This is a genomic window from Streptomyces sp. NPDC003300 (assembly GCF_040610915.1).
GTDB lineage: Bacteria > Actinomycetota > Actinomycetes > Streptomycetales > Streptomycetaceae > Actinacidiphila.
Genome location: NZ_JBEXNE010000013.1, coordinates 76078 through 100620, shown reverse-complemented (window position 1 = coordinate 100620; position 24543 = coordinate 76078). Strand labels below are relative to the sequence as shown.

At 74.5% G+C, this 24543-nt stretch carries 23 protein-coding genes; 8 read left to right on the top strand and 15 right to left on the bottom strand.

The window, feature by feature from the left end:
- Positions 1-14: 14 nt before the first annotated feature.
- The 4 genes from ABZX65_RS20315 to ABZX65_RS20300 all read right to left on the bottom strand — a co-directional run bounded on the left by ABZX65_RS20315 (position 15) and on the right by ABZX65_RS20300 (position 8052).
- Positions 15-4802 carry an FtsK/SpoIIIE domain-containing protein gene (locus ABZX65_RS20315; RefSeq protein ID WP_355341527.1) on the bottom strand — a complete coding sequence of 1596 codons (4788 nt, stop codon included), beginning with the start codon at positions 4800-4802 and terminating at the stop codon, positions 15-17.
- Positions 4803-4860: 58 nt separating this feature from the next.
- Positions 4861-6279, bottom strand: a complete 1419-nt coding sequence (locus tag ABZX65_RS20310; RefSeq protein WP_355341524.1) for a hypothetical protein — start codon at positions 6277-6279, stop codon at positions 4861-4863.
- The gene (locus ABZX65_RS20305; RefSeq protein ID WP_355341521.1) at positions 6276-6875 is read right to left on the bottom strand and encodes a sigma-70 family RNA polymerase sigma factor; all 600 of its coding nucleotides are present in this window, start codon (positions 6873-6875) and stop codon (positions 6276-6278) included. Before ABZX65_RS20305 ends, ABZX65_RS20310 begins: the two co-directional genes overlap by 4 nt.
- 331 nt (positions 6876-7206) lie before the next feature.
- A complete protein-coding gene (locus ABZX65_RS20300) occupies positions 7207-8052 on the bottom strand; it encodes a helix-turn-helix transcriptional regulator (RefSeq protein WP_355341518.1) in 846 nt (281 codons plus the stop codon).
- Positions 8053-8245: 193 nt separating this feature from the next.
- On the opposite strand from ABZX65_RS20300, the gene ABZX65_RS20295 reads away from it, so the two are divergent.
- On the top strand, positions 8246-9001 hold the full coding sequence (locus tag ABZX65_RS20295; RefSeq protein WP_355341515.1) for an SDR family oxidoreductase: 756 nt from the start codon (positions 8246-8248) through the stop codon (positions 8999-9001).
- 114 nt (positions 9002-9115) lie between these two features.
- On the opposite strand, the gene ABZX65_RS20290 is transcribed toward ABZX65_RS20295, so the two are convergent.
- Both ABZX65_RS20290 and ABZX65_RS20285 read right to left on the bottom strand, forming a co-directional pair.
- Positions 9116-9277 (bottom strand): hypothetical protein, encoded by a 162-nt coding sequence (locus ABZX65_RS20290; RefSeq protein WP_355341778.1) that lies wholly within the window; start codon positions 9275-9277, stop codon positions 9116-9118.
- A 224-nt stretch (positions 9278-9501) separates the two neighbouring features.
- Positions 9502-10866, bottom strand: a complete 1365-nt coding sequence (locus ABZX65_RS20285) for a GAF domain-containing SpoIIE family protein phosphatase (protein ID WP_355341775.1) — start codon at positions 10864-10866, stop codon at positions 9502-9504.
- A gap of 288 nt (positions 10867-11154) precedes the next feature.
- On the opposite strand from ABZX65_RS20285, the gene ABZX65_RS20280 reads away from it, so the two are divergent.
- The 3 genes from ABZX65_RS20280 (at position 11155) to ABZX65_RS20270 (ending at position 13104) form a co-directional block, all read left to right on the top strand.
- On the top strand, positions 11155-11967 hold the full coding sequence (locus tag ABZX65_RS20280; RefSeq protein ID WP_355341512.1) for an SAM-dependent methyltransferase: 813 nt from the start codon (positions 11155-11157) through the stop codon (positions 11965-11967).
- A gap of 121 nt (positions 11968-12088) precedes the next feature.
- Positions 12089-12616, top strand: a complete 528-nt coding sequence (locus tag ABZX65_RS20275) for an NUDIX hydrolase family protein (protein WP_355341772.1) — start codon at positions 12089-12091, stop codon at positions 12614-12616.
- Between the two features lie 71 nt (positions 12617-12687).
- Complete coding sequence (locus ABZX65_RS20270; protein WP_355341509.1) at positions 12688-13104, top strand: hypothetical protein; 417 nt, start codon at positions 12688-12690, stop codon at positions 13102-13104.
- Here ABZX65_RS20270 and ABZX65_RS20265 read toward each other — a convergent pair.
- The 5 genes from ABZX65_RS20265 to ABZX65_RS20245 all read right to left on the bottom strand — a co-directional run bounded on the left by ABZX65_RS20265 (position 13059) and on the right by ABZX65_RS20245 (position 16573).
- Complete coding sequence (locus ABZX65_RS20265) at positions 13059-13427, bottom strand: hypothetical protein (protein ID WP_355341505.1); 369 nt, start codon at positions 13425-13427, stop codon at positions 13059-13061. The genes ABZX65_RS20270 and ABZX65_RS20265 overlap by 46 nt on opposite strands.
- A gap of 98 nt (positions 13428-13525) precedes the next feature.
- Positions 13526-14386: an aminoglycoside adenylyltransferase domain-containing protein gene (locus ABZX65_RS20260; RefSeq protein WP_355341502.1), complete on the bottom strand. Its 861-nt coding sequence runs from the start codon at positions 14384-14386 to the stop codon at positions 13526-13528.
- A 129-nt stretch (positions 14387-14515) separates the two neighbouring features.
- The gene (locus tag ABZX65_RS20255) at positions 14516-15076 is read right to left on the bottom strand and encodes a GNAT family protein (protein ID WP_355341499.1); all 561 of its coding nucleotides are present in this window, start codon (positions 15074-15076) and stop codon (positions 14516-14518) included.
- A gap of 133 nt (positions 15077-15209) precedes the next feature.
- A complete protein-coding gene (locus ABZX65_RS20250; RefSeq protein ID WP_355341496.1) occupies positions 15210-16208 on the bottom strand; it encodes a hypothetical protein in 999 nt (332 codons plus the stop codon).
- 164 nt (positions 16209-16372) lie between these two features.
- The gene (locus ABZX65_RS20245) at positions 16373-16573 is read right to left on the bottom strand and encodes a hypothetical protein (protein ID WP_355341493.1); all 201 of its coding nucleotides are present in this window, start codon (positions 16571-16573) and stop codon (positions 16373-16375) included.
- A 105-nt stretch (positions 16574-16678) separates the two neighbouring features.
- Here ABZX65_RS20245 and ABZX65_RS20240 point away from each other — a divergent pair, with 105 nt between their 5' ends.
- Complete coding sequence (locus ABZX65_RS20240; protein WP_355341490.1) at positions 16679-17554, top strand: alpha/beta hydrolase; 876 nt, start codon at positions 16679-16681, stop codon at positions 17552-17554.
- 24 nt (positions 17555-17578) lie between these two features.
- Here ABZX65_RS20240 and ABZX65_RS20235 read toward each other — a convergent pair whose 3' ends face one another.
- Positions 17579-18454, bottom strand: coding sequence for an SDR family oxidoreductase (locus ABZX65_RS20235; RefSeq protein WP_355341487.1), 876 nt, complete (start codon positions 18452-18454; stop codon positions 17579-17581).
- A gap of 190 nt (positions 18455-18644) precedes the next feature.
- Here ABZX65_RS20235 and ABZX65_RS20230 point away from each other — a divergent pair, with 190 nt between their 5' ends.
- Positions 18645-19370 (top strand): TetR/AcrR family transcriptional regulator, encoded by a 726-nt coding sequence (locus ABZX65_RS20230; protein ID WP_355341484.1) that lies wholly within the window; start codon positions 18645-18647, stop codon positions 19368-19370.
- Positions 19371-19475: 105 nt separating this feature from the next.
- On the opposite strand, the gene ABZX65_RS20225 is transcribed toward ABZX65_RS20230, so the two are convergent.
- The gene (locus ABZX65_RS20225; RefSeq protein WP_355341481.1) at positions 19476-19931 is read right to left on the bottom strand and encodes a hypothetical protein; all 456 of its coding nucleotides are present in this window, start codon (positions 19929-19931) and stop codon (positions 19476-19478) included.
- A 99-nt stretch (positions 19932-20030) separates the two neighbouring features.
- Between ABZX65_RS20225 and ABZX65_RS20220 the strand changes: the two genes are divergently transcribed.
- Together ABZX65_RS20220 and ABZX65_RS20215 are read left to right on the top strand one after the other, a co-directional pair.
- Complete coding sequence (locus ABZX65_RS20220; RefSeq protein ID WP_355341478.1) at positions 20031-20453, top strand: MerR family transcriptional regulator; 423 nt, start codon at positions 20031-20033, stop codon at positions 20451-20453.
- Between the two features lie 475 nt (positions 20454-20928).
- Complete coding sequence (locus ABZX65_RS20215; protein ID WP_355341475.1) at positions 20929-23250, top strand: hypothetical protein; 2322 nt, start codon at positions 20929-20931, stop codon at positions 23248-23250.
- A gap of 163 nt (positions 23251-23413) precedes the next feature.
- On the opposite strand, the gene ABZX65_RS20210 is transcribed toward ABZX65_RS20215, so the two are convergent.
- Entirely contained in the window at positions 23414-24049 is a 636-nt protein-coding gene (locus tag ABZX65_RS20210) for a DUF1345 domain-containing protein (RefSeq protein WP_355341472.1), read from the bottom strand.
- A 148-nt stretch (positions 24050-24197) separates the two neighbouring features.
- Entirely contained in the window at positions 24198-24491 is a 294-nt protein-coding gene (locus ABZX65_RS20205) for a DUF1905 domain-containing protein (RefSeq protein WP_355341469.1), read from the bottom strand.
- Positions 24492-24543: the final 52 nt, after the last annotated feature.

Below are 24543 nucleotides of genomic sequence, written 5' to 3'. Positions count from 1 at the left end.
CGGCGCTTGTGCGTTCAGGACGTCTTGAGCGTGGTGACCGGGACCTGCACGGTGAGCGCCGTGCCGCCGGGGCCCGAGGTCCAGGCGCGGCCCGCGCGGGCGTGCGACCGTACGGCGCTGATGGACAGCCGGGCGCCGATCAGATCGCCGTCGGACATGTTGCGCGGGGCGAGGACCAGGCCGCGCCGGGACCGCTTGGCCGCGGTGAGCCAACTGCCCAGGCCCAGCGAGAGGGAGTCGGCGGGACCGGCGGCGAGCAGGCCGATGCCGCGTTCCCTTCCGGAGACCACGATGTCCTTGAGGATCTTCTCCGCGCCGCCCATCGCGACCAGGTCGGCGTCGTCCACGATGACCACGCGCGGTCCCGCCATCGCGTCCAGCGCCTCGCGCACGGCGTCGGCGGACGGGTCGGGCTCGGTCAGCAGCCGGACCTGCGGGTGGCGGGCGAGCGCCCGCAGCGGCGACTCGCGCGGGGTCAGCACCACCAGCGAGGTGCCGCCCGCGAGCAGCGAAACGGCCAGGCAGGCAAGGGTGTTGCTGCGCCCGGAGCCGGGCGGCCCGGCGACGAGGAAGGACGGCGCGCCCTGCGCGAAGTCCACGCCGACCGCGCCCGCGCCGTCGCCGCCGACGCCCAGCAGGCCCCACATCGGGCGGCGCAGATTGGCGGGCACCTTCTCGTAGACCTCGGAGAAGTCGGCCACCGCGGGCAGCGGGGCGACCGGGAACGGGCGCCGGTCGTCGGGGACGTTCACCGCCCGCCGGGTGGCCGCGGCGCCGATCCTGCGCAGCGCCTCGACCTGGCCCTGGCCGCTGTCGTCGGCGTCGAGGAGCGCGATCTGCGTCTCGGTGCGGCTGACGATGTGCCAGCCGCGGCCGTCGGGGACGGACGCGGGGACCTGGCTGGGCAGCATGCCGATGAGGTTGTAGTCGCTGCGGTCGGCCTGCCGCAGCAGCAGCTTGTGGTCGTTGTGGGCGGCGATCCGGCCCGCGATCAGGGAGCGTTCCGAGGTGGCGACGACGTGGATGCCCGCGGCCGCGCCCTCGCGCAGCAGGCGGGTGATGTCGCCGAGCAGCCGCCCGTTGTCGTAGTCGTCGATCAGCGGGGACAGCGCGTCCCAGCCGTCCACGAGCAGCAGGATGTGCGCGGGCCGTTCCGCCTCCGGCAGCAGGTCGCGCAGTTCGTTGAGCCCGGAACAGCTCCGCGCCGAGCACGCCTCCTGACGTTCGGTCAACTCCCTTACCAGGCGGCCGAGAAGGCGTTCCAGGTGCTCGAAGTCGTGCCGGGACACCACGGCTCCGCAGTGCGGCAGCGCGGCCACGGCGGCCAGTCCGCCACCCGCCGCGTCGATCCCGTAGATGTGCAGGTCGCTGAGGCGGGCGGTGCGCGCGGCGGAGCCCGCGATGGTGCGCAGCGCCTGGGTGCGGCCCGAGCGCGGGGCGCCGATCACGTAGAGGTGCCCGAAGGTGGCCAGGTCCACGGTGGCGACCCGGCGTTCCTGGAGCTGCGGGATGTCCTCCAGGGCGTACGGGAACGGCGGCGGGAGCGTCTTCAGGCCGGTGGCGCCGGGGCGTTCGACCGCGGGCAGCTCCTCCAGCAGCACCTTCGGCTCCAGGGCGGGCAGCCACGGGCTGGGCTGCGGCTCGTAGTCGTCGAGCAGGTCGGCGGCCTCGCGCAGCGCCGCCACCAGGACCTGGAGGTCGGTGGGCGCGAGCGGCCCCTGCTCCTGCGGGGTGTCGTCGTCGCCCGCGGGCGGGGCGGCGGGGCGGCCGAGCCGGGTCCAGGACAGTTCCGCGGCGTGGACCTTGGGCCGGGCGAGCGCGGGGCGCGGCCGACCGTCCGGGTCCTCGCTCTCCTCGGCGGGGCGTTCCGCGCCGACCCACGCGGACTGGAACGGGACGGCCGAGCGGTGTCCGTAGCGGACCAGCGCGCGTCCCGGGGTGCTCGGCGAGATGTGCACGGCGTCGCCGGTGTCGATGATGTCCTGGCTCTCGACCATGTCGGTGACGCGCAGCGCGATCCGCAGGTTGGTGTTGGCCTTGATGTCCGCGGTGACCGCGCCCGCCGGGCGCTGCGTGGCGAGGATGAGGTGGATGCCGAGCGACCGGCCGCGCTGGGCGATGCTGATCAGCCCGGTGACAAAATCCGGCACCTCGCGCACCAGCGTGGCGAATTCGTCGATGACCAGCAGCAGCCTCGGCAGCGGCGGGAGTTGCGGGTCGGTGGCGGAGGCAGCGGCGGCGGCGCGCTTGGCCCGGTACTCGGGGTGGTCCTTGGCGTCGTGCTCGGCCAGGATCCGTTCCCTGCGCCGCAGTTCGGCGGCGAGCGAGTCCAGGGCGCGCTGGACGAGGTGCGCGTCGAGGTCGGTGACCATGCCGAGGGTGTGCGGCAGGTTGGCGCACTCGCGGAAGGCGCTGCCGCCCTTGTAGTCGACCAGTACGAAGGTGAGTTCGTCGGGGCGGTTGCCCGCGGCGAGGGAGGCGACGAAGGACTGGAGGAGTTCGGACTTGCCGGATCCGGTGGTCCCGGCGACCAGGCCGTGCGGCCCGTCGCGTACCAGGTCCAGCGACATCGGCCCGTCGTATCCGGTGCCCAGTACGAAGGTGGTGGTCGCCGGGCGCCTGGTCCAGCGGTCCACCAGCGCCCGCGCGTCCGGGGGTTCCTGGCCGAGCAGGTCCAGCAGCCGTACCTCGTCGGGCAGTCCGCTGTCGTTGTCCGGGCTGACGTCGCGCAGCGGCGCGAGCGCCCTGGCCACCCGCTCGCACCAGGCGGAGGCGACCAGGTCGGGCCGTACGCCGGTGACTTCGGGCAGTCCGGTCCTGCGGACCGTCAGACCGGTGCCGGAGACGGTGACGACCGCGCCGCACTCCTCGGGGAGCAGCCGTTCCTGCTCGTCGAGGCAGAGGCTGAAGACACGGACCGGCGGACCCTCGGTGAGGATCTGCACCATGCCCGGCACGTCGCGCAACTGCCGTGCGCTGTCGGCGATCACGAGGATGTCGGGCGCGGTGAACATCGCGCGTCCGATGGACGAGCCGAGCGCCCGCTGCCGTGCCTGGATCTGCGAGACCAGTTCCGAGACGCGGTTGGCGACGCTCTCCGGGTCGTTGCCGATGGCCACGACCGGGCCGTTGGGCGAGTACGGCCGCAGGTGCGGCAGCCATCGCACCCAGCCCCACTCCTGCGCGCGGGACGGCTCGGTGAGCACGACGATCCGCAGGTCGCGCGGACTGTGCAGGACCGCGGACTGGGCCACGCACCAGCGGGCCAGCGCCTGGACGGGCGCGGCGGTGCCCGCGACGCCCACGACGCCGAGTTCGGTGATCTCCACGCCGATCGGGATGTCGGGCAGATTCCAGCGCACGGTGCGGTGGTTCTCGTCCTGCGCCGGGTCCTCGATCGCCTTCACCGACGGCATGTCGACGGTGCCGACCCGCAGCACGAGGTGGTCGGGGTCGCGGCGGCGGCGTTCCCACAGCCGGCTGCCGGGTCCGGTGGCGATCAGGCCGAGGGCCGCCGGGTCGGGTCCGGTGTCGCAGCGCACCCGGCGCTCGCGTACGACGGCCGCGCGGATCTCCCGCTCCACCACGCGGCGCCGGGCCCGGTAGCGGCGGCGCGACTCCACGTGCGTCTTGTGGTTGTTGCGGCGGCCCATCACCCAGTTGGAGATCGCCATCAGCGGCGTGAAGAGGATGAACACCAGGTAGAAGTACGAGTGGAAGATGCCGACCATGACCAGGCCGAGCACGACCGGCGCGAACATCATCAGCAGCGGGAACGGCACGCGGACGCGCTGTCCCGGCGGGGACGGCAGGCGCAGCGACTCGGCGTCCAGGTGCGGCGCGATGCGCGGCGGCCGGTTGAAGTCGACGCCGATGCCGTCGGCGGAGTCGGCGACCGCGGCGTCCGCCTCCACGGGGGCGACCATGCGCAGCAGCGTCGTGCCGACGGCGAGGTCGACGTCCACCGGCCACGCGGTGCGGTGGTCGGCCTCGCGGCGGGCGGTGGTGTCGGCCTGCGCGGGTGTACGGGCCGCGACGGTACGGGGGTCGGCGGCCGGTCCGCGCGCCGCCTTCCTGGCCGCCTTCCGCGCGGCCCGCGCCGCCTTCTCCGCCTCGTCCACGGCGCGCGCCGCGTCCATCCGCTCCTCGGGTGTGGTCCGGTCGGGCGCGGTGCCGGTCAGCGGGTCGACGTCGGAGGGCGGGACGGGGACGCAGAGCCGTACGGAGCCGCCGTCGATCCGGTCCTCGGCGCGCTCGCGGTGCCAGTACGCGCTGCCGTCCGCGGCGATCGTCACCCACAGTCCGTACTCGGGCGCGTCGGCGCCGCGGACCCGGATCGCGCAGCGGGCGTCCGTGCCGATCTCGTAACTGCCCTGCGCGAGCTGCCAACTGCGGCCCGCGCCGGGGCCCGAGACGCTGTGTACCTCGGCGAGCACGGGTTCGCCGGGCGCGGGCTGGACGCGGCCCGCGAGCGGGTCGGGGTCGGGCGGGGTGCCGCCGACGCCGAGGACGCTGCCCTCGCGGATGCCGCTGTCGCGGATCGGGGCCTCGGGGGCGAGCGGTGCGGCGCCGAGGTGGAGGGCGGGGCCCGCGTCGGGGTCCGCCGGGCCGTCGGGGCGTGCCGGGTCCGCCACGGGCGCGCCGGGGCGGCCCGCGGTGGCGGGTGTGCCGTCGGCCCGGACGCCCAGCGCCTCGGCCAGGTCGCCCACGGTGCAGCCGTCGGGGAGTTCCAGCAGGTGGTCGCGGTGCACGGCGCCCGCGGTGGTGCCGACGGCGTCGACGGTGGTGAGAGTCAGCTTCACGATGTCCAACCGGGGTGGTGGGGGCGGCCGGGGGCGGCGGTCAACGGTCGGTCCGCGGTCAGTCGCCCCGCGGGGCGGGCGCGGTGGTCACGGCTCCCGAGCCCACGGACTCGGCGTCGGGTGTCCCGGCTCCGCCCGCGGACTCACCGGCGGCGGGTCCGGTACGGGCGCGTCCCCCTGGCGGGGTCGCGCCGGGCCCGGCGGCGGCCGACGCCGAGACGCCGACCGGGCCCGACTCGGCTTCGCCGCCGCTGCGTTGACGGGACGTCACCTGGGCGTGGCCGACGCCCCGCGCGAGTTCCGTGGACGGCGCGCCGACTGCGGACACCGCGGAGACGCCCACCGGGCCCGGCTCCTCGGCCCGTTCGACGTGCGCGTGCGGTGCCGGGGCGCGGACGGGCGCGGCCAGCGGCGGGGGTTCGTACGGCGGCAGCGACCCGATCGCGGCGGCCACCGCGCGCGGCACGGAGGTCGCCCGGACCCGCAGCGGTGTGCCGTGCACGGTGAGCAGTCCGTCGCGGTCCACGTCCAGCAGACGGGCGCGGCCGTGCGTCCTGCCGTACGCCAGCACGCGCGGTCCCGCGGCGCCCGCGAGGTCGGCGGCGGCGTCGGGGAGCGGGCCCTGGCAGACCACGAAGGCGGGGCCTTCGTGGGTGTCGCTCCACCGGGCGGCGTCGCGCAGCGCCTGGGCGACGGGCGGCCCCGCGTGCCGGGGGTGCACGCCGTCGGCGACGGTGACGGCGCCGGGCGGCAGCCGCCGGTCGAGCTGGGCGGCGAGCGCGTGGACGAGCGGGCGGGCGACGCGTTCGTCACCGTCCAGCGAGGTGACCGGCGCGCCCGAGGCGAGGTCGAGGAAGACCGCGCGGTCCCCCTCGACGCCGACGGCCGCGATCAGTACGGGCGGTGCGACCGGCTCCTGCTCCCAGCCGGCGCCTTCCCCGATGGCCAACCGGCCGGCGAGTCCGGCGGGTTGGAGGTCGTGCCACTCCTCGTACGCGCTCCACCACACGCGCGGGTCGCGGTCGTCGGCGACCCACGGCGGCGGCGGTTGGGGGACGTCCCGGCCCGCGACGAGGACCCCGACGAGACCGTCGTCGGTCCCGTCGCCGACCAGCACGCCGTACGGGCGGCAGCGGTCGGGGGCGGCGGCGTGGGCGGCGCGCAGCGCGCGCTCCCCGGTCCGCCAGACGCCGGGGTCGTCCAACAGGCGTCCCAGCAGCCGGAGTTGACGCCGGTAGCGGACCCACCCGCGCAACGGCGCGGTGAAGGCGTTCGCGGTGAGGCGGCTCTCGCGGCGCACCCAGCGGCGCACCACGCGCCATCCGCCGATCCGGCGGACCGACCGGTTGGTGAGGACCAGCACGGCGATGACCAGGCCGAGGACGCCCAGCACCGTGCAGATGGCGCCCCGGTGGTCGGTGAACACCTGGAGGGGCCCGCCCGCCAGCTCGACGACGGCCGGTTGCGGACGGGTCATGCGGCCGTCTCCTCGTTCTCCAGCACACCCAGCTCGCGGCGCAGCGAGCGGATCGCGTGGTGGGTACGGGACTTGACGGTCCCGCGGGGTATCCCGAGGACGTCGGCGACCTCTTCGCTGCCGCGTCCGTAGATATGCACGTGCACCAGTACCTCGTGGTGCGCGTAGGGCAGTCGCCGCATGGCCTGTTGCAGCCACCGCCGGTCCACCACGCGGTCGGCGAGGTCGTCCCAGTCGGCGGTGTCGGGGCGGACGTCGGCCGCGCTGCCGACGGGTATCGCGCGGTCCTTGCGCCAGGTGTCGACGGCCAGATTGTGCGCGATCCTGAACAGCCAGGGCCTGATCGGCCTCTTCTGCCAGTCCAGTTGATCGGCCCTCAGCCACGCCCGCAGCAGGGTCTCCTGCACGACGTCCTCGGCGTGCCGCAGGTCGGGGGCGAGCAGCTTCGCCACGTACCGCAGCAGCGCCTCGCGTTCGCCGCGCAGCCGGGCGGCGGCCAGTTCACCGCCCGCGACGGAAGGGCCGGTTAAGCCGCTCGCCTCGCCGGAGACCTCACCGCCTGACAGTGCGTCAGGAAGATCCTGTGTCGGTTTCACCACAGTTCCCTTTCTGCCTGCCAGCTCTCCCGATCACAGTAGGCGGCCGGTCGTCACCGTCCGAGAACCCCCGATGAACACCGCGCAACAACCACATGACTCCCATGCGAATCAGCTGCCCCGGCGCTAGCGGCCCGCCGAACACCCTCTGAGCTGGGAGGAGTTCGCGGGCACCTGAGACCGGTGCAGGCCGTGCGAAGGGGGCGCCGCCGCGCCGAGGGCGTCCGCGCGCCCTGCCGCGCCCCACGTCCTGCCGCACCCCGCGCTCTACCGCGCCCTGCCGCGCCCCGCCCTGCCGTGCCTCGCACCCCGCGCTCTGCCGCGTCCCGCCCTACCGCGCCGTCATGTCCTGCGTGCCGATGACCGAGAGCAGCTCCAGTTGCTCCGCGCCCTCGGTGCCGGGGGCGGCGCTGAACCAGAGCAGCCGCTGCCGGCCGTCCTCGCTGAACAGGCAGTGGCAGTCCAACTCGATGACGCCCAGCGACGGATGGACGATCCGCTTGTGGTCGGTGCGGCGGAAGGCCACGTCGTGGGCGTCCCACAGAGCGGCGAATTCGGCGCTCTCGCGCCGCAGATGGGCGACCATCCGCGCGACCTCGGTGTCCCGGCCGCGCTGGCCCGCGACCGCCTGGAGGTCGGAGACGAAGACCCGCGAGTGGTGCGGGTGGTCCTCGGGCGGGTAGATGCCGCGCGCCCGCGGATCGGTGAACCAGCGGAAGACGAAGCTGCGGGCGGGGCCGCGTACGGCGGGTGGACGGCCGAGGAGCGCGGCGGCCGGCTCGTTCTGCGCCAGCGTCTCGTGCAGGTCTGAGATGACCTGGGCGGGGGTGGTGGTCAGCCGGTCGAGCAGGCCCAGCAGCGCGGGCTGTACGGGGGCGGCCGAGCCGTGCGCGGAGGGGGGCACGGGCCGCTCGGCGAGGTGGAACAGGTGGTCGCGCTCGTCCGTGGTCAGCCGCAGCGCCCTGGCCAGCGCGGCCAGCGTCTGGGCCGAGGGCTGGGCGCCGCGGCCCCGCTCCAGCTCGGTGTAGTAGTCCGCGGAGAGCCCGGCGAGCTGGGCGACCTCCTCGCGGCGCAGCCCCGGCACCCGCCGCCGCGGCCCGGCGGGCAGCCCCACGGCGTCCGGCCGTATCCGGTCGCGCCGGGTCTTCAGGAACGCCGCCAGCTCGGGAAGATTCACCCCTCCATCGTCACTCGCCGCGCCCGGCGGGGCCAGGCCGCAGCCAGGGGACGGCAACCCCTGGGTGGGCTCAGCCCTGGCTGACCGCGTGGAAGCGGCCGACAGTGGGAAGCGGACCGGCCCCCGGCAGGACGTACGAACGCCGGGGCGGTCCGCCCGCCCGACCGCCTCCGTTTCCGTACAGGAGCCCCCCATGACGACCACCCCCGAAACCCCCTCCCGGCCGCGCGTCGCCGTCGTCACCGGCGGCTCACGCGGCATCGGCCGCCAGGTGGTGACCCGGCTGGCCGCCGACGGCCACGCCGTGGTGATCGGCTACGCGGGCAACCGCGGCCTGGCCGAGGACGCCGTCGAGGAGGTGACCGCGGCCGGTGGCCGGGCGCTCGCCGTCCAGGCCGACATCGCCGACGAGACGGCCGCCGCGGCGCTCTTCGACGCCGCCGAGTCCGCGTACGGCGGTGTCGACGTCGTCGTGCACGCCGCCGGGCGCATGGCGCTGTCGACCGTGGCCGAACTGGACCTGGCCGAGCTGGACGCGATGCACCGCACGAACATCCGCGGCACCTTCGTCGTCGCCCAGCAGGCGGCCCGCAGGGTGCGCCCCGGCGGCGCCGTGGTCACCTTCTCCACGTCCGTGCTGGGCCTGTCCTTCCCCGGCTACGCCGGTTACGCCGCCAGCAAGGGCGCGGTCGAGGCGGTGACGCTGATCCTCGCCCGCGAGCTGCGCGGCCGGGACGTCACCGTCAACGCGGTGGCGCCAGGCCCCACCGCGACCGACCTGTTCCTCGACGGCAAGGACGAGGAGACCGTCGCCCGCCTGGCCGCCCAGCCCCCGCTGGAGCGGCTCGGCACCCCCGCCGACATCGCCGAGGTCGTCGCCTTCCTCGCCTCCCCGGCCGGTCACTGGGTCAACGGCCAGGTCGTCCGCGCCAACGGCGGCATCGTCTGACCGGCCCCTTCGAGCGGGCGTCGCGCGCGGCCGTACGCGTCGCGCCCCGGCGACCAGGCCCGTCGCGTACGGCCGCGCGTACACACACACGGCCGCACGGCCTCGGGCGCGCGGTCAGCCGATGACCGGGCCCGAGGCGACGCGGCCGTCGCCGCCGCGGTTCAGCCACGCCGAGATCTCGCCGCCCGCGCCGATCAGGATGGAGTCGGTCTTCCCGTCGCCGTCGAAGTCGGCGCAGCGGACGTGGCTCGCGTCGGCCGTCCGTCCCGTGGCGATCTGGCCGAGCGGGGCCGCGGAGCCACCTGCCGGTGCGCGACGGCGCGCCGAGCGCCACCGGGCGCTTCGCGCAAAGCGCGCCCGCGCGCCTTTCCCGGTGTCAGCCCGCCGTGTCAGCCCGCTGGTACGACCGCTGGCACGACCGCCGGAAGCGCCTCACGGAATCCGGCCGCGCGCCAGGCACCGTCAGACGGACGCCCCTTCACGACAAGCGCGCCCGCGGCCTATCCCGGTGTCAGCGCTGCCAGCAGGACCGTGCGGTCGTCCGTGGTGGCGTCGGCGGGCGGGTCGCGGAGGAGGGTGTCGCAGAGGGACTGCAACTGCTCCTGGCCGACGTCGACTTCGGCCAGTGCGGCGGCCTCGGCGGCGGCGCGGGCGGTGGCGCCGCCAACGGGACCCGTACCGGGGCCGGTTGGGGCGCGGTCCGCACCGTCGGCACCGATGGCCGGGCCGCCCGGCGCCCGTTCGCCTATGCCGTGGTCGAGGGAGCGGGCGAGCCGGGCGATACCGGCGTCGATGTCGGAGCGGCGGCTCTCGATCAGGCCGTCGCTGTAGAGCAGCAGGAGCGTGGGCTGGTGGATCTCCAGCACCGAGGGCTCGGCGCTCCAGGCGCTGAGCCCCAGCGGCAGTCCTGCGCCGAGCGGGACGGGGCGGGCGGCCTCGCCCGGTGCGCGGATCAGCGGCGGCGGGTGGCCCGCGCCAACGACGGTGCAGGTGTGCTGTTCCGCGTCCCACTCGGCGTACACACAGGTGGCGAAGGAGGCGTCGGGGGTGTCGGCGGCGAGGGCGTCGAGCCGGTGCAGCAGTTCACGCGGATCGGTGTCCAGCGCGCCCAACGTCCGTGCGGCGGTGCGCAGTTGGATCATCGCGACGGCGGCTTCCGGGCCGTGTCCCATGGCGTCGCCGACGATCAGGCCGACCCGGCCGCCGGGCCTGGGCAGGACGTCGAACCAGTCGCCGCCGATGATGTCGTGCGGGCCCGCGGGCCGGTAGTCGTGGGCGACGCGGCAGCCCTCGAAGGTCCGGTCGGTGTCGGGCAGCATGCTCCTGCGGATGGCCAGCGCGGTACGGCGCTCGTGCTCGTATCGGCGGGCGTTGTCCAGGGCGACCCCGGCCCGCGCGGCCAGCGACTCGACGCCCGCCATGTCCTCCAGGCCGAACGGCGGCAGGTGCGGGCCGCGGGTGCAGGCGATGAAGCCGATCACGGCGCTCTGGAGGCGTATGGGGACCACGAGGAAGGACGCGGTGCGTAACAGGTCGTGGATGCGGGCGTCGCCGCGTCCGGAGGCGGCGAGCCGGTCGAAGGTGTGGGTGTCGACCGCGTCGAGCAGTTGGGCGTGGCCGGTGGCGAGCGCGCGGGCGTACGGGGTCTGGCGCGGGAAGACCAGCACCTCGTCGATCGGCAGGACGCCTTCGGTGCTCTCGGCCGCCGCCGCGCCCATCCGCAGCGCGAGCCGCCTGGCCTCGATCTGCGGCGGATCGGCGGACGTCCCCGCGCTCTCGTCGACGAGCCAGCGCTCCAGCAGATAGACGGAGGCGGCGTCGCAGAATCCGGGCGCCATCGCGTGGACGACATGGTTTCCGGTCATATGCAGATCGAGCGCGGAACCGATGACATCGGCCGCTGGACCGACCGCCAGCCGCCCGCGGCGCGGGGGCGGCGGCTTCTCGCGGAACGCGGAAGCGGCCCCCGGCGCGTCCTCGAGGGCGCTGTCCTCGGGCTGTTCGTGCGCTTCGTGTCGCAGGGTCGTGCCTTCCGCCGAGCCGTTGCGGCGGGCGGCCGAAACCACCCGGTGGAGACGTACGCACCCCGCAGCGCCCCGTCACCAGGATTCTATGATGACCGTTCAAGACGCGGCCGTCGAAAGGGACTTGTGGTGAGCGGACGCAAAGATGTCCCGGAGGGCGTGGATCCGGCCAAGGCGAGCGTGGCGCGGATCTACGACGCGATGCTCGGCGGGGAGCACAATTTCGCCATAGACCGGGAGGCGTTGGCCGCTTTCACCGCCATCGACCCGCAGGTGCGGGCGCTGGCTCGGGCGAACCGGGCCTTCCTGGGCCGGGCGGTGCGCTATCTGGTCGACGCGGGCGTCCGGCAGTTCGTCGATCTGGGCTCCGGCATCCCCACGCAGGGCAACGTCCACGAGGTCGCGCAGTCGATCGCGCCGGGCACGCGGGTGATCTACGTGGACAACGATCCGGTGGCCGTCGCGCACAGCGCGTCGCTGCTCGCGGACAATCCGGACGCCGACATCGTGAGCGCGGACATCCGGCGGCCCGACGACGTACTGAACTCGCCGCAGCTACGGAAGCTGATCGACTTCAACCAGCCGGTCGCCGTCCTGATGATCACGATCCTGCACTTCATCACGCATGCGGAGGACCCCGAGGGGCTGGTCGCCGCCTACCGTGACGGGCTGCCCGAGGGGAGCTGGCTCGCGCTGAGCCACGCGACCGACCAGGACCGCCCCGGCACCGCCGCCGCCGTCGGCCAGCTCTACCGGTCGAAGGCCACCTCTCCGGTCACCGCCCGCTCCCACGACCAGATCGCCGCGCTCTTCACCGGCTTCGACCTGGTCCCGCCGGGACTGGTCTACGTCCCGCTGTGGCGCCCCGATCCGGCCGACGAAATCCCGGACAATCCCTCGGAGTTCTGGGTCTACGCGGGCGTGGGCCGCAAGAGCGGCTAGGGGTGCGGATCGTGGCGGGGCCGGGAACCGCGCAGGTCCGGACAGCGGACCGCGCGGGTCCGGTTCGGCTCCCGGGCCTGTGCGCGGGCGGGTGGCGACGTACGATCAGCGGATGGCTGACATGACCGAAACCACGCCCGGCTGGCTGGCTCCCGACGAACTGGAGCTGACGCGCGCACGTATGCCGATCCTGTATGTCGACGCCGTGCCGGTGCGGGTGGACGACAGCGGGGAAGTCACCCACATCGGGCTGCTGCTGCGCATCGGGCCCGACGGGACGATCAGCCGCACGCTGGTGTCGGGCCGGGTGCTGCACCACGAGCGGGTCCGCGACGCGCTGCTGCGGCATCTGGAGAAGGACCTCGGCCCGGTGGCGCTGCCCCGGATCCCGGCCTCCCCGCAGCCGTTCACCGTCGCCGAGTACTTCCCGACCGAGGGGGTCACCGCGTACCACGACCCCCGGCAGCACGCGGTGTCCCTCGCCTACGTCGTACCGGTCGCGGGCGACTGCCGCCCGCGCCAGGACGCGCTCGACCTGGTGTGGTTCACCCCGCAGGAGGCGTCCTCGCCGCAGCTCCAGCAGGAGATGCCGGGCGGTCGCGGTGTCCTGCTCCGGCAGGCCCTGGCGAGCGTCGGCTGCCTGTCCTGACGGTCCGGTCCCGGCCCGCCGCCCTGTCATCTGTCAGGAGCGGCGGGCCGTTCCCCTTTCCTACGGTGCTGGTGGCGGCCTCGAAGGGCCGGTTCCGCGAGGAGAGGAAGAGCGACATGGGCAAGGTCATGCGGGGCGTGGCGGTGCTGGCACTTTCGGTGACGGCCGTCGGGACGGTCGGCGCGGTGCGGGCCGACGCGGCGGGCGGCACGGTCCACGGCTGCCCGTACGGCGCCGTCTGCGTCTACCCGAACGACACGGACTGGGGCAACGACCACCCCAGCTTCGTGTACTGGAGCTACGGCGCCCACAACCTGAGCAATCAGTACGGGTGGCACGACGTGCTCAACAACCAGTCCGGGGGCGCCCGGGCGAGGCTGTGGACGGGCTACAACGGCACCGGCCAGGTCGTCGACGACCTGGTGGCGGGCGGTGCCTGGCACTACGACCTCGGCCCGGTCAACTCCATCACCCTGGACCGCCCCTGACGGCCCGTCAGCCTACTGACCCGGCCGCCGTGCACGTTCAAGGTCCGCACCAGCCGGTCGAGGTCGGTGTACGCAGTCCGCGCACCGGAGACCGTGCCGGAGGCCGTACCGGACATCGCACCGGAGGCCGTACGGGACGTCGTATCGGCGGCTGTGCCCGTCGCGTACGTGTCGGTGTACGGGTGCGACCGGCCGCTCGGCGCCGCTTGGCCCTGCGCTTGCGCCAGCGCCTGGGGGGCCACGGCGCCGAGGTAGGAGCGGGCCCGCGCCTGCCGCTCCTGACAGGTGACAGGGGTCGCCTGTACGGCGGCAGGGCGCGGCACGGGCCAACGGCCGGTCGTGCCGGGATTCCGGGTCGTGACGGCCCCCCGGAGGGGGCGGGGGGGGCGACCGCTGGACGGCTGCTCGGCGGCGGCGGTCCTCAGAGCCGGTCGGCGTCCGCGATCACTTCCATGACGAACGCGCCGGTCAGCCGGAGCCGCCGCACCCGGTCGGCGAGGTCCGGGTCGCGGGCGAGCCCGGCCGGAAGCGGCTCCGCGCGGCGATGGGCGAGGGCCGTGCGGATCAGCGGGTGCCAGCGCGGCGCGAAGGTGTCCAGGGCGTACTCCCCCGCGCCCTCCTTGGAGACGATGTCCCCGGTGGCGACCGTGCGGTGCAGCCGGGACACCCCGAGCGCGCCCCAGGTGGTGAGCGAACGTCCCGCCGAGCGCGCCGCGACCAGCGGCTTGCCGGGCGTCTTCCCGGCCAGCGCCTTCTCGGCCCAGGGGTGCCAGTAGCCGTGCAGATTCTCCAGATTCCACGCGCGCAGGCGTTCCGGTTCCGGGTCGAGCCCGAGGGCGCCGGGGGCCGCGCCGCGCAGCGGGATGCCGCGTTCGCGCAGCACCTTCCACACCACAGGGTTGACGTCGAAGGCACGGCCGCGCGCGAAGGAGTTCCCGGTGTGCGAGGCCAGCGGGCGGATGGCCGTCACCGGTCGGCGGAGGTCGGCGGCCGACACGTAGACCGCGTTCACCGTGCCGGGGACCGTCACCCGCGCCCGCAGCAGCGCCCGTACGACGGGGGTGGCGTTGCCGACCGGGTGCAGCACCCGCAGCCGCCGGAGGTCCCCCGCCGTGAAGCCGCCGTCCACCGCCGCGACGACGTCGATGTCGCTGCCGCCCGCGCGCCACGCCCCGAGCGCGGCCGAGCCGACCACGTAGAAGTGGGTGATCCGGCCCGGCAGCAGCCGGTCGGCGGCGGACAGATAGCGGCGGGTGAGGCGGGCGGCGTCGGGATGGAGCATTCGGGGAGTCTGCCACGGGCGCGCCGGGGCCGCGGTGCGCTGCCGGCCCGGCGTCCGGTACGAGGACGGCGGGCGGGCGGTCAGCGGGCGGTCAGCAGGCAGTCGATCAGCGGGCGGTCGATCGGTCGGTCAGCGGGCGTCCCGCCCGGCGGCGCGCCACTCCGGTGCGAGGATCGACCAGACCTCGGCGTCCTGCCGTACGCCCCGGTAGAGGTAGGTGGCGCGCAGCAGTCCTTCGCGGGTCATGCCGAGCCGCTTCGCGACGTTGACGCTCGGCGTGTTCTTGGGCGACACCATCCACTCCACCCGGTGGATACCGCGTTCGTACACCGCCCAGTCGATGATGACGCGGGCCGCCCGGGTGACCAACCCCCGTCCGGCGGCGGCCGGTTCGAGCCAGCAGCCCACCTCGCAGTTGCCAGCCGCCGCGTCGAAGACCTTGAACAGGACACCGCCGACGAGCAGTCCGTCGAGCCAGATGCCGTAGAGGCGGCCCGCGTCGGCCGCCGTCTTGTCGGCGTACGACTGGAGCCAGTTCCGCGCCGAGTCCAGGTCGGCGGTGGCGTCGGCCAGGCCGATGTGCTGTCCGATGTACTCGCGCCCGCGGTCCATGTGGGCCAGGAACTCCTCGGCCCGCCACGGCTCCAGCGGGCGCAGCTCGGCGTCGTCTCCCAGGGAAATCGCGAACATCTCGTCCTCCACGTCGGCATCGCACAGCGGCGCCGCTCCACGGCACGCGCCCCCGCAGACCTACCGCAAAGGGAGCCGCCGCGACCAGCGGTTTTCGCCCGGCGCGGGTCCGTACCCCTTCGGACGTACGGGGTCAGCGGTCGGCGCGGGCGCGCCAGGCGAGGAACGGGACCAGGGGCGACTGGCCGTCCAGGTAGATCCAGGGCATCTCGGTGGCCCGGTCCCCGAGGACCTGGAACAGCGGACGCGCGAGGCGGAGGTCCCCGGCGAGCGCGTAGGTCATCGCGAAGGTGTTGAAGGCCAGCGGCCAGTCCCGGCGGCGTACGAAGTCCGGGTGGTAGACCGAGCGTGCGGCGGCCTCGTTGACGGCCCGGACCACGTCGGCGTCGGCCAGATACGGCGACTCCGCGTCGCCGCCGAGTGCCAGCCACTCCTCCAGGTGGGCCTGGGCGACGAGGTGGCCCATCGGGCTACCGGCGGGGGCCGCCAGCATCGACTCGCGGGCGAAGGCGTGCGTCCGGGCCCACGAGCCGCCCCACTTCGGGCAGAGCTGCTGCACGTGCTGCCGGTGGGCGGCGACATGGCCGGGCGAGCGGCGGCAGGTCGCCGCGAAGCGGCGCTCCGCGACATCGGATCCGACGCCGAGACCGCGCCCGGTGATCTGGAGGAAGTACCAGGGCGCCGCCCAGGTCGGCTCGCGCTCGGCCGCCTCCAGCAGGTGGTCCTCGGCGACGGTCAGCCGGGCCCGGAAAAGCTCCCACTGCTCGTCCGACACGTATCGCGCCGCGAAACCCGTACGGGCGTGCCAGGCCCAGGCGACATGCCGGGCGCCGGAGACCAGCAGCGGCAGCGCGTCGTCCGGCTCGGCGGCGATCACGTCGCCGATCCACCGCTCCACCCCGGCGACGCTCTGCACGCCCTCCAGCAGGAAGGTCAGGTCCTCGCCGTCCGTCGCGGCGGCCAGTCGCGCGCGGATCAGCGGCCACCGCTCGACGCCCTCGCGCGCCGCCGCCCGGATCTCGGCGAGCCGCGCGTCACCGTAGGACAGGTCGATGCCGGGGACCCGCTTGCGGCGCAGCAGGAAGGTCTCCCCCTCCGCGCGGCGCACCCTCAAGAGGCTGGTCCAGGACATACGACGCAGAATACGCCGGGCGCCCGACCGTCGCCGGTCCGGTGGCCGCCTCCCGCCGGTCCGGTGGCCGCCTCCCGCCGGTCCGGTGGCCCGTCCCCTCGCCGGTACGTCACCTGTCCGGTGGCCGCCCTCGCACGCTCCTCGCCCGGTGCGGCCCGCACGGCTCATCCGGCCCCTGGACGTACGGCGTCCCCGGCCGGTCCGGCACGGCGCGGCCCCAGTCCGGGACCCGCGGACCGCGCCCGCGCCACCGGCGGATGCGGGTTGTCGGCGCGCCGGACCAGCGAGTGCGGGTCCGTCGCGGCCTGCTGGAACCTTCCCGCGTCGCTGACGGCGACGAAGGTGCGTACGGCGTCGAGATCCACGCCGACCGACGCTGCTCGCGGGGTACGACGCTCCCGCTCCCCGGCGGACGGCCGCCGCCGGAACCCGGTTGCCCCCGTCCCGAGGCCGCTGCCACAGTCGTCGCCATGACCGCCGACTCCACCGCGACCGCCACGGCCGCCACGAGTTCTTTCACCGCGCCCGACGGGACCCGGCTCGCCTACCACGCTCTCGGCGAGGGGCCGCCGCTGATCTGCCTGCCCGGGGGTCCGATGCAGGACAGCGCGTACCTCGGGGACCTCGGCGGTCTCACCGCGCACCGGCGGTTGATCCTGCTGGACCCGCGGGGCACCGGCGGCTCGGCGGTCCCCCAGGACACCGGCTCCTACCGCTGCGACCGGCTCGTGGACGACGTGGAAGCCCTCCGCGTCCATCTGGGCCTTGACCGGGCGGATCTGCTCGGGCACTCCGCCGGTACGAATCTGGCCGTGCTGTATGTCGCCCGGCATCCCGAACGCGTCGGGCGGCTCGCGCTGATCACGCCGAGCGTCCGGGCGGTCGATGTCCCGGTCACCGGGGACACGCGGCGCGGGACGGCGCTGCTGCGCGAGGGCGAGCCGTGGTTCCCGGCCGCTTTCGCCGCGCTGGAGGCGGTCGTCGCGGGCAAGGGCGACGCCGGGACGTTCCGGGCCGTCGACCCCTTCTTCTACGGGCGTTGGGACGACGCGGCCCGCGCGCACCGGGACGCGGGCGAGGCGCGCAAGAACGCGGTAGCCGGGGAGGTCTTCGGTTCCGAGGGCGCCTTCGACCCGGCCGTCACCCGCGCGGCCCTGGCGCGTTTCACCGCCCCCGTCCTCGTACTGGCCGGGGAGGTCGACCTCAACACCCCGCCCGCCGCCGCGGCCGAGGTCGCCGGTCTGTTCCCGCGCGCCGAGTCGGCCGTCCAGCCCGGCGCCGGTCACTTCCCCTGGCTCGACGACCCGGCGCGTTTCGTGTCGACCGTGGCGGCCTTCCTGCGCTGACGAGCACACGGCCGGGGGCGGCCGTCAGGCAGCGGACGTGATCGCCTCGTCGAGTACGTCCCTGAACGGCGTCGGCGGGCGGCCGATCAGGGTGGCGAGCGCCGGGTCGACCGCGGTGAACTCGCCCTGCCTGCCGGCCGCGAACATCCCGAGGAGGAGTTCCGCCTGCGCGGGTGAGGCGCCGTGCCCGACGAGGAGGTCCCGGTACTCGTCGTCGCCGATGACGACGCGCTTGACCGGGCGCCCGGACAGTTCGGCGGCGGTCTCCGCGACGTCGGCGAGATCGAGCGCTTCGGAGCCGGTGAGCGGCGCGGTCGGACCCGAGGGGCGTACGGACCGGTCGTCGGCGGTCAGCACGCGCGCGGTGGCCTCGGCGAGGTCGGCGTGGGCCGTCCAGGAGATGGGGCCGTCCTCCGGCGCGGCCAGCTCGCCCGTGCGCACGGCGGCGCCGAGCAGCATGATCGCCGAGCTGGCGTAGTAGCCGTTGCGCAGGGAGGTCCACGGCACGCCCGAGTCGCGCAGCGCCGCCTCGGTGGCGGCGTGGTCGGGCATGGGCGCGAAGAGGGAGGTCGGGCTCGCGCCCATGTGGCTGGTGTAGAGGATGCGGCCGGCCCCGGCTGCCTTGGCTCCGTCGATCGCGGCGTGGTGCATGGCGAGGGCGGCCTCTCCGGTGACGTCGGCCGAGACGATCAGCACCTGCGCGGCGCCCTCGAAGGCGTGCGCGAGGGTCGCCGGGTCCGTGAAGTCGCCCCGCCGTACGCGGACGCCCTTCTCCGCCAGGTCCCGCGCCTTGTCGGGGTCGCGGACGCTGACGCCGATCTCCTCGGCGGGGACGCGGGTGAGCAGCCGGTCGACGACGGCCCGGCCGAGTTTTCCGGTGGCTCCGGTGACGATGATCATGAGGTGTCTCCAGGTGGGTGAGGGTTTGCGCGGCCTCGGCGCACGGGCGACGCGCGGTCGACAGATCGACATGCCGATAGATGTCGCCGTACCGGTGGCGGCACGAGCAGCGCCGAATCACCGCTAACGACCTACACGCTAGCACCGATACTGAATTACCGCTAACGCGATTCCTGTTACCGTCGACACCATGAGCGTCGGAGACATCGCCCCTGAGGACGGTCCGCGCGAGCGCATCCTCGCCGCCACCGCCAAGCTGCTCGCCGAGGGCGGCCGGGAAGCCGTGTCGACCCGGGCGGTCGGCGCGGCGGCCGGAGTGCAGGCACCGACGATCTACCGGCTCTTCGGCGACAAGCAGGGCCTGCTCGACGCGGTCGCGGCCGACGGCTTCGCGGCCTACCTGGCCGGCAAGACGGACCTGGAGCCCGGCGCGGACCCGGTGGCGGACCTGCGGACCGGCTGGGACCTGCACGTCGGCTTCGGCCTCGCCAACCCGGCGCTCTACCAGGTCATGTACGAGCGGACCAGGGGCTCGGTGCCGCCGACGCCCGCCGAGGTCGCGGGCGTGGCGGTGCTGGCCGGGCACATTCGCCGGATCGCCGAGGCGGGCCGACTGCGCGTGAGCGAGGAACGCGCCTCGCTGCTCGTCCAGGCCGCGGGCCAGGGCATCACCAACACGCTGATCTCCCTGCCGCCCGACCGCCGCGACCCGGAACTGGCCGCCCTGGCCCGCGAAGCGGTCATCGCCGCGATCACCACCGACGCCCCGGCCGCCACCGACCCCGCCTCCGGTCCCGTCACCGCCGCCGTGGCCCTGCGCGCCGTCCTCCCCAGGACCTCCGCCCTCACCGCCACCGAACAAGCCCTCCTGCGCGACTGGCTCGACCGCATCGCCACCGCGAAGCCGCAGCCGTAGCCGTAGGCCGTAGGCCGTCCGCGCCCCGAAGGGCCGCCGTGGCCGGCGGCTGGCGGCTGGCGGCTGGCGGCTGGCGGCTGGCGGCTGGCGGCTGGCGGCTGGCGATCAACCCAGCCCTGAGTGTTCCGGTCGGGCGGTCCGGTGGTCGACGGCGGGGCGCAGCCAGGGCGTGAGTTGGACGATTCCCCAGGTGGCCTCGGCGGCGAGGAACAGCCACAGGATCCGCGAGGCGCCTTGGGCCAGCGCGTACGCCATCCACGCGGAGAACAGGGTGCGCGCGATGCCGTCGAGCAGGCCGTGTTCGGGCAGGGTCCGTACGATGCGGAGGGCGGCCCAGACGACCACCACAGAGCCCATCAGATTCGCGAACAGGGTCTGCCACACGTCGAGTTCGGGCAGGACGCCCCAGCCGAGCGCGTCGCCCGCCGAGGACAGCGCGTCGTGCACCCGCGCGTAGGTCCACGGTGTGACGAACCCCACGGTGACCGCGAGGTCGTACCAGGCACTCGCGCGTACGACGCGGAGATAGGCGGGGCGTGCGGGGGCGTGGAAACGGATCATGGGGAGGCTCCGGCCGGTTGGGGGGCTCAGCGACGGCCTCACGCTAAACAGTGGAGTACGGTCCAAGGTCAAGCTCATCGGCCGAGGGGGAGGCGCGGCATGCGTATCGGAGAGCTGGCCGCTCAGACCGGGATGACCAGGGACGCGATCCGGTTCTACGAGAAGGTCGGCCTCGTCACGGGCCGACGCCTCACCAACGGCTACCGCGACTTCCCGCCCGAGTCGGTGGCCTGGCTGCACTACGTCCGCACCGCGCAGACACTCGGATTCTCCCTGGCCGAAATCGCCAGGACCGGCGAGGAGTTGCGCGCGGCACCGGCCCCCGCCGTAGCGCTCTCCGCGCTGTTCGAGGAGAAGATCCGCCTCCTCGACACCCGCATGGCCGAACTCGCCACCCTGCGCGCCGAACTCACCGACCGCGTCGGCACAGGCTGCCCCCTCCGGGCGGTCGAACCGGACGGCGACGGTGCCACGCGCGTGACGGCCCGCCCCCTGGCTCACGCCATCCGGCCAGTCGTCTGAAGGATCGAGTGACACGGTGCCGGTGCCGGTGCCGGTGCCGATACGGCGGCAAGGCCCAACCCGGCCGCGCCGAGCGCCTGTTCCGCGCCCGCGCCGTCGTCGCCGCCGCCCCGTGCGTACCGTCCGCATCGGGGGACACGCGTAGGCGGGGAATCGGCGAGGCATATGCCCCTGGCTGTCCGGCAAAGGGGGGTGCGGGGGCGGGATGAGGGCCGCCCCGATCTCCCCTTGGTGCCCGGCCACCAGTACCCTCTTGATCCTCACGGCACCTCCTCCACGGTTCCCGGGCGAACCCCGGTCCCCTGTCGGCGCCTTCGGCGCTCGGCCCTCCCGTGGAAGGGGCAGTTCGGGCGGACAGCCGTGACCCCCGGCAGATCGGCCCGGCTGGCGGTGGGAAATCCGAGTACGGAACAGGGCGTCGAGGTGCCGCGCACAGCGGCTCCTCCTCAAGGGGCAGCGCGAGGGGCGGAATCAGGTGGACGACGACAACGGCACGGGCATACCCGGCGAGGACGGCGCGACGGCCGGGGACGGCAAGCCGGCCGGACAGCGGCAGCCGGGCCCGAGGCCCATGGCCCGGGCGCGGAAGGCTGCGGCGCAGCCCCGTAAGCGCGCCCAGGCTCCCGCCCGGGCGGAAGCGGAGACGGCAGCGGAGACGCCAGCGGACACGGCAGGGGACACGGAGGCGCTGGCGGACGCGCAGCCCGAGGGCGGCGCTCAGGAAGCCGCCGCGTCCGAGGCGGCGCCAAAGCCCGCGAAGCCCACGAAGGCCGCGCCGAAGCGCGCTGCCGCAAAGCCCGCCGTGAAGACCGCGGCTGCCGAAGTACCCGCCACCGCAAGCAAGGTGACGGAGCCTCAGAAGCGGCCCGAGGCCGCTCCCATGGCAGCCGCGGCGGCGAAGGCGGCACAGAAGCAGGCGGCGGAGGAGCCCGCCGTGAAGGCCGCCAAGAGCGCGAAGACGGCGGCCAAGGCACCGGCCGGGACTCCGGCGAAGGCACCCGCGAAGACACCCGCGAAGGCGCCCGCGAGAACCGCGGCCAAGACGGCGCAGACACGGAAGACCGCGGCGGCGGACCCGCCCGCGGGCGCGGCGAAGAAGGCGGCGGGGACCAGGCCCCCGGCGAAGGGGCGGAAGACGGCACCGGCCGCTTCGAAGGCGGTGCCGTCCCAGGCCGCGGCCGAGGCCCCGGAGCCCCAGGAGCCCGCGGCCGGGACGCCGACTCCGGTCAGCAGCACCGGACTTGTCGCCCTCCTCCGGGAGAAGGGCGCGCTCGCGCCCGAGGCAGCGCTCGTCGTCCTCAAGGGCTCGCTGGTCGCGCTCGCCGCAGCCCACGAGGCCGGTGGCGCCCACGGCGACATCGCGCCCGAGAACGTCCTGATCACCCCCGAAGGCGCGGTCCAGCTCGTCGATGCCGAACCGGCGGCTCCCGCCCCGGATCAGGCGGAGGCGAACGCCGAGCCGGACACGCCCGAGAACGTCCTGCTCACTCCCGAAGGCGCGGTCCAGCTCGTCGATGCCGAACCGGCGGCTCCCGCCCCGGATCAGGCGGAGGCGAACGCCGAGCCGGACGCCGTACCCTCCGGCACCCCCTACAGCGCGCCCGAGCGGTGGGCGGGCGCACCGGCGACCGCGGCCTCCGACGTCTACGCGGCGACGGCCGTCTTCCACCAGAGCCTCACCGGCGCGCCGCCGTACGCGGGTGCCACGGCGGCGGAACCGGCGGCCCAGCACGCCGAGGCGCCGGTCCCGGCCGAGCAGGCTCCGGAGCCCGTACGGCCGCTGCTCGCACGCGGGTTGGCGAAGAACCCGGCGGACCGGCCGCAGAGCGCGTCCGAGTTCGCCGCCGAGGCCGAGGCGGTCGCCGTCGCCGCCTACGGCGAGGACTGGGAGGAGCGCGGGCGCGGTGAACTCGCCGCGCTGGTCGTCCTGTTGGCGGCGCCGTCCGGCGATGCGGCGGCGGAAGCGGCCCAGCAGCCGCAGCGCGCCGCCGTACCGGTCGCCGTGGCCGCGTCCGCCGCGTCCGGGGCTGGCGCGCCGCCCGTACCGCCCAAGCACGTGCCCCACCACGCCCCCGCGGGCGGCCCCGAGGCTCCCGCACCCCGCTTCAGCCGACGCGCGAAGGTCCTCGCCGTCGTCGCGGCGGCCGTGATCATCGCGGGCGCGGTGACCGTCACGGCGGTGGCGACCGGCAACAAGAGCGACGACACCCCCGTGGCGGGCCCGACGCCGACCGCCGTCACGTCGCTGACCGCCACGACGCCGACCACCGCGCCCGCCACCCCGTCCCCCACCGTCAGCCTGTCGGCGTCGCCCACGGTCAACGTCTCGCCGACCGGCACACCGACGACGGCGGTCACGCCCAGCAGGACCGTGTCGAGCACGCCCACCGGCACGCCGAGCACGCCGCCCACCACCGCGCCGACCACCCCTTCGACCGACCCGACGACGACCGGGAAGCCCGCTGCCGGGCCGCACGTGGCGTCCATCGCCGTCACCGGTTTCGACTGCCCGACCGGCAAGCGCCGCACGGCGACCGCCACGGTGTACGTGACCTACGACGGCACCGAGGCGGGCGCCTTGCACCTGACGTGGTGGCACAGCGCCACGGGCAAGCCGCAGGGCGCCGTCACGCTGGCCCGGCAGACCGCCCAGTTCCCCAAGGGCGCGCAGAGCTACACCTTCACGGACCGGTACACGTTCACCCCGGACCGCGATCACCCGTACGTCGGGCTGTCCGTCTCCAGCGACCCGGCCGCCGACTCCGGCAACGGCACCTACGGAGTGGGCTGCCGCTGACCCTCCGGCACGTGTCCGGCACCGCGCGGAAGGCGTCGCGCGGTGCCGGACACGTGTCAGTGCGGGCGTCAGGACAGCGCAGGATCAGGACAGCGCGCAGGCTTCAGGACATTGCAGGCGTCAGGCAGGTATCAGGACAGGCGCCAGGGCAAGTGCCGTGCGCTCACCGCGTGAAGATTCCGGCGACGAGGTTGATGGCGGTCGCGAGAATGCTCGTACCGAACAGATACGACAGCAGTGTGTGCCGCAGGACGACCGCGCGGATCGTCGAACTGGAGACGTCGGTGTCGGAGACCTGGTAGGTCATGCCGAGGTTGTAGCTGAAGTAGAAGAAATCGCGGTAGGCCGGGGCCTCGTCCGCGGAGTTGAAATCGATCCCGCCCTCGGACTCCTCGTAATACAGATACGCGTACCGTGCCGCGTACATCAGATGCAGTGCGGCCCAGGCCATGAAGACGCCGATGAGCGCGGTCGCGGCGTGGGCGGTGTCGGAGTTGCCGAGCAGGAACACGACGATGCCGATGAGGCCGCAGAGCGCGACCGCGACGACCACGATCTCCTCGGCGAGCGGTCGCAGGTCCTCGCGCCGCGAATTGTGGCGGGTCGCAGCGGCGTCCATCGGCCACAGCACGCACCAGCCGACCACGACGAAGAACGACTCGGTGGCCGCGATGGCCGAGAGAATTCCCAGCGGCGTGTCGGTCGACGACCCCACGCACGCCCCGACCACCGCCCCGAAGGCGACCGAACCGGCAAGGCGCGGAGCCGCGGACGGCGAAAACCGGATACTCGTACTCACAGGCCGTAACGCTAGTGGTTCACCGCTGTCGGCACGGCAATGGCCGCGCAAAAGTGCCGTGCCGGATCGGCGCCGGGGAATCGGCCCGGGGATCGGTCCCCGGAATCGATCCGGGGATTCAGCGGGATTCGGCACGGGATCGCCTTCCCTACGTGTCGAGGCGGACGGTCATCTCCACCGTCACGTCGTCCCCCTCGGAAAGCCCCTCCGGTTTGCGCACGGCGTTCTTGAGCGGCAGCAGATAGCCGCCGTCCTTGGGAAAGAGCGAGGTCGCGAAATCGGTGCCGCCGATCCGGGCCAGCACCGGGATCACCCCCCACCCGTACGAGGCCGTCGTCGCCACCTCGCGGATGTCCGCGGACTCCTCCTCCGGCACGGGCACGAAGTAGTACGGCGCCGGTCCGCGCCACTCCACGACCCGCCCCGCGAACACCAACTCCACGCCCTCAGCCCCTTCTCCCGCGTCCCGCGTCCCGCGCGTCCGTCGGGGACAG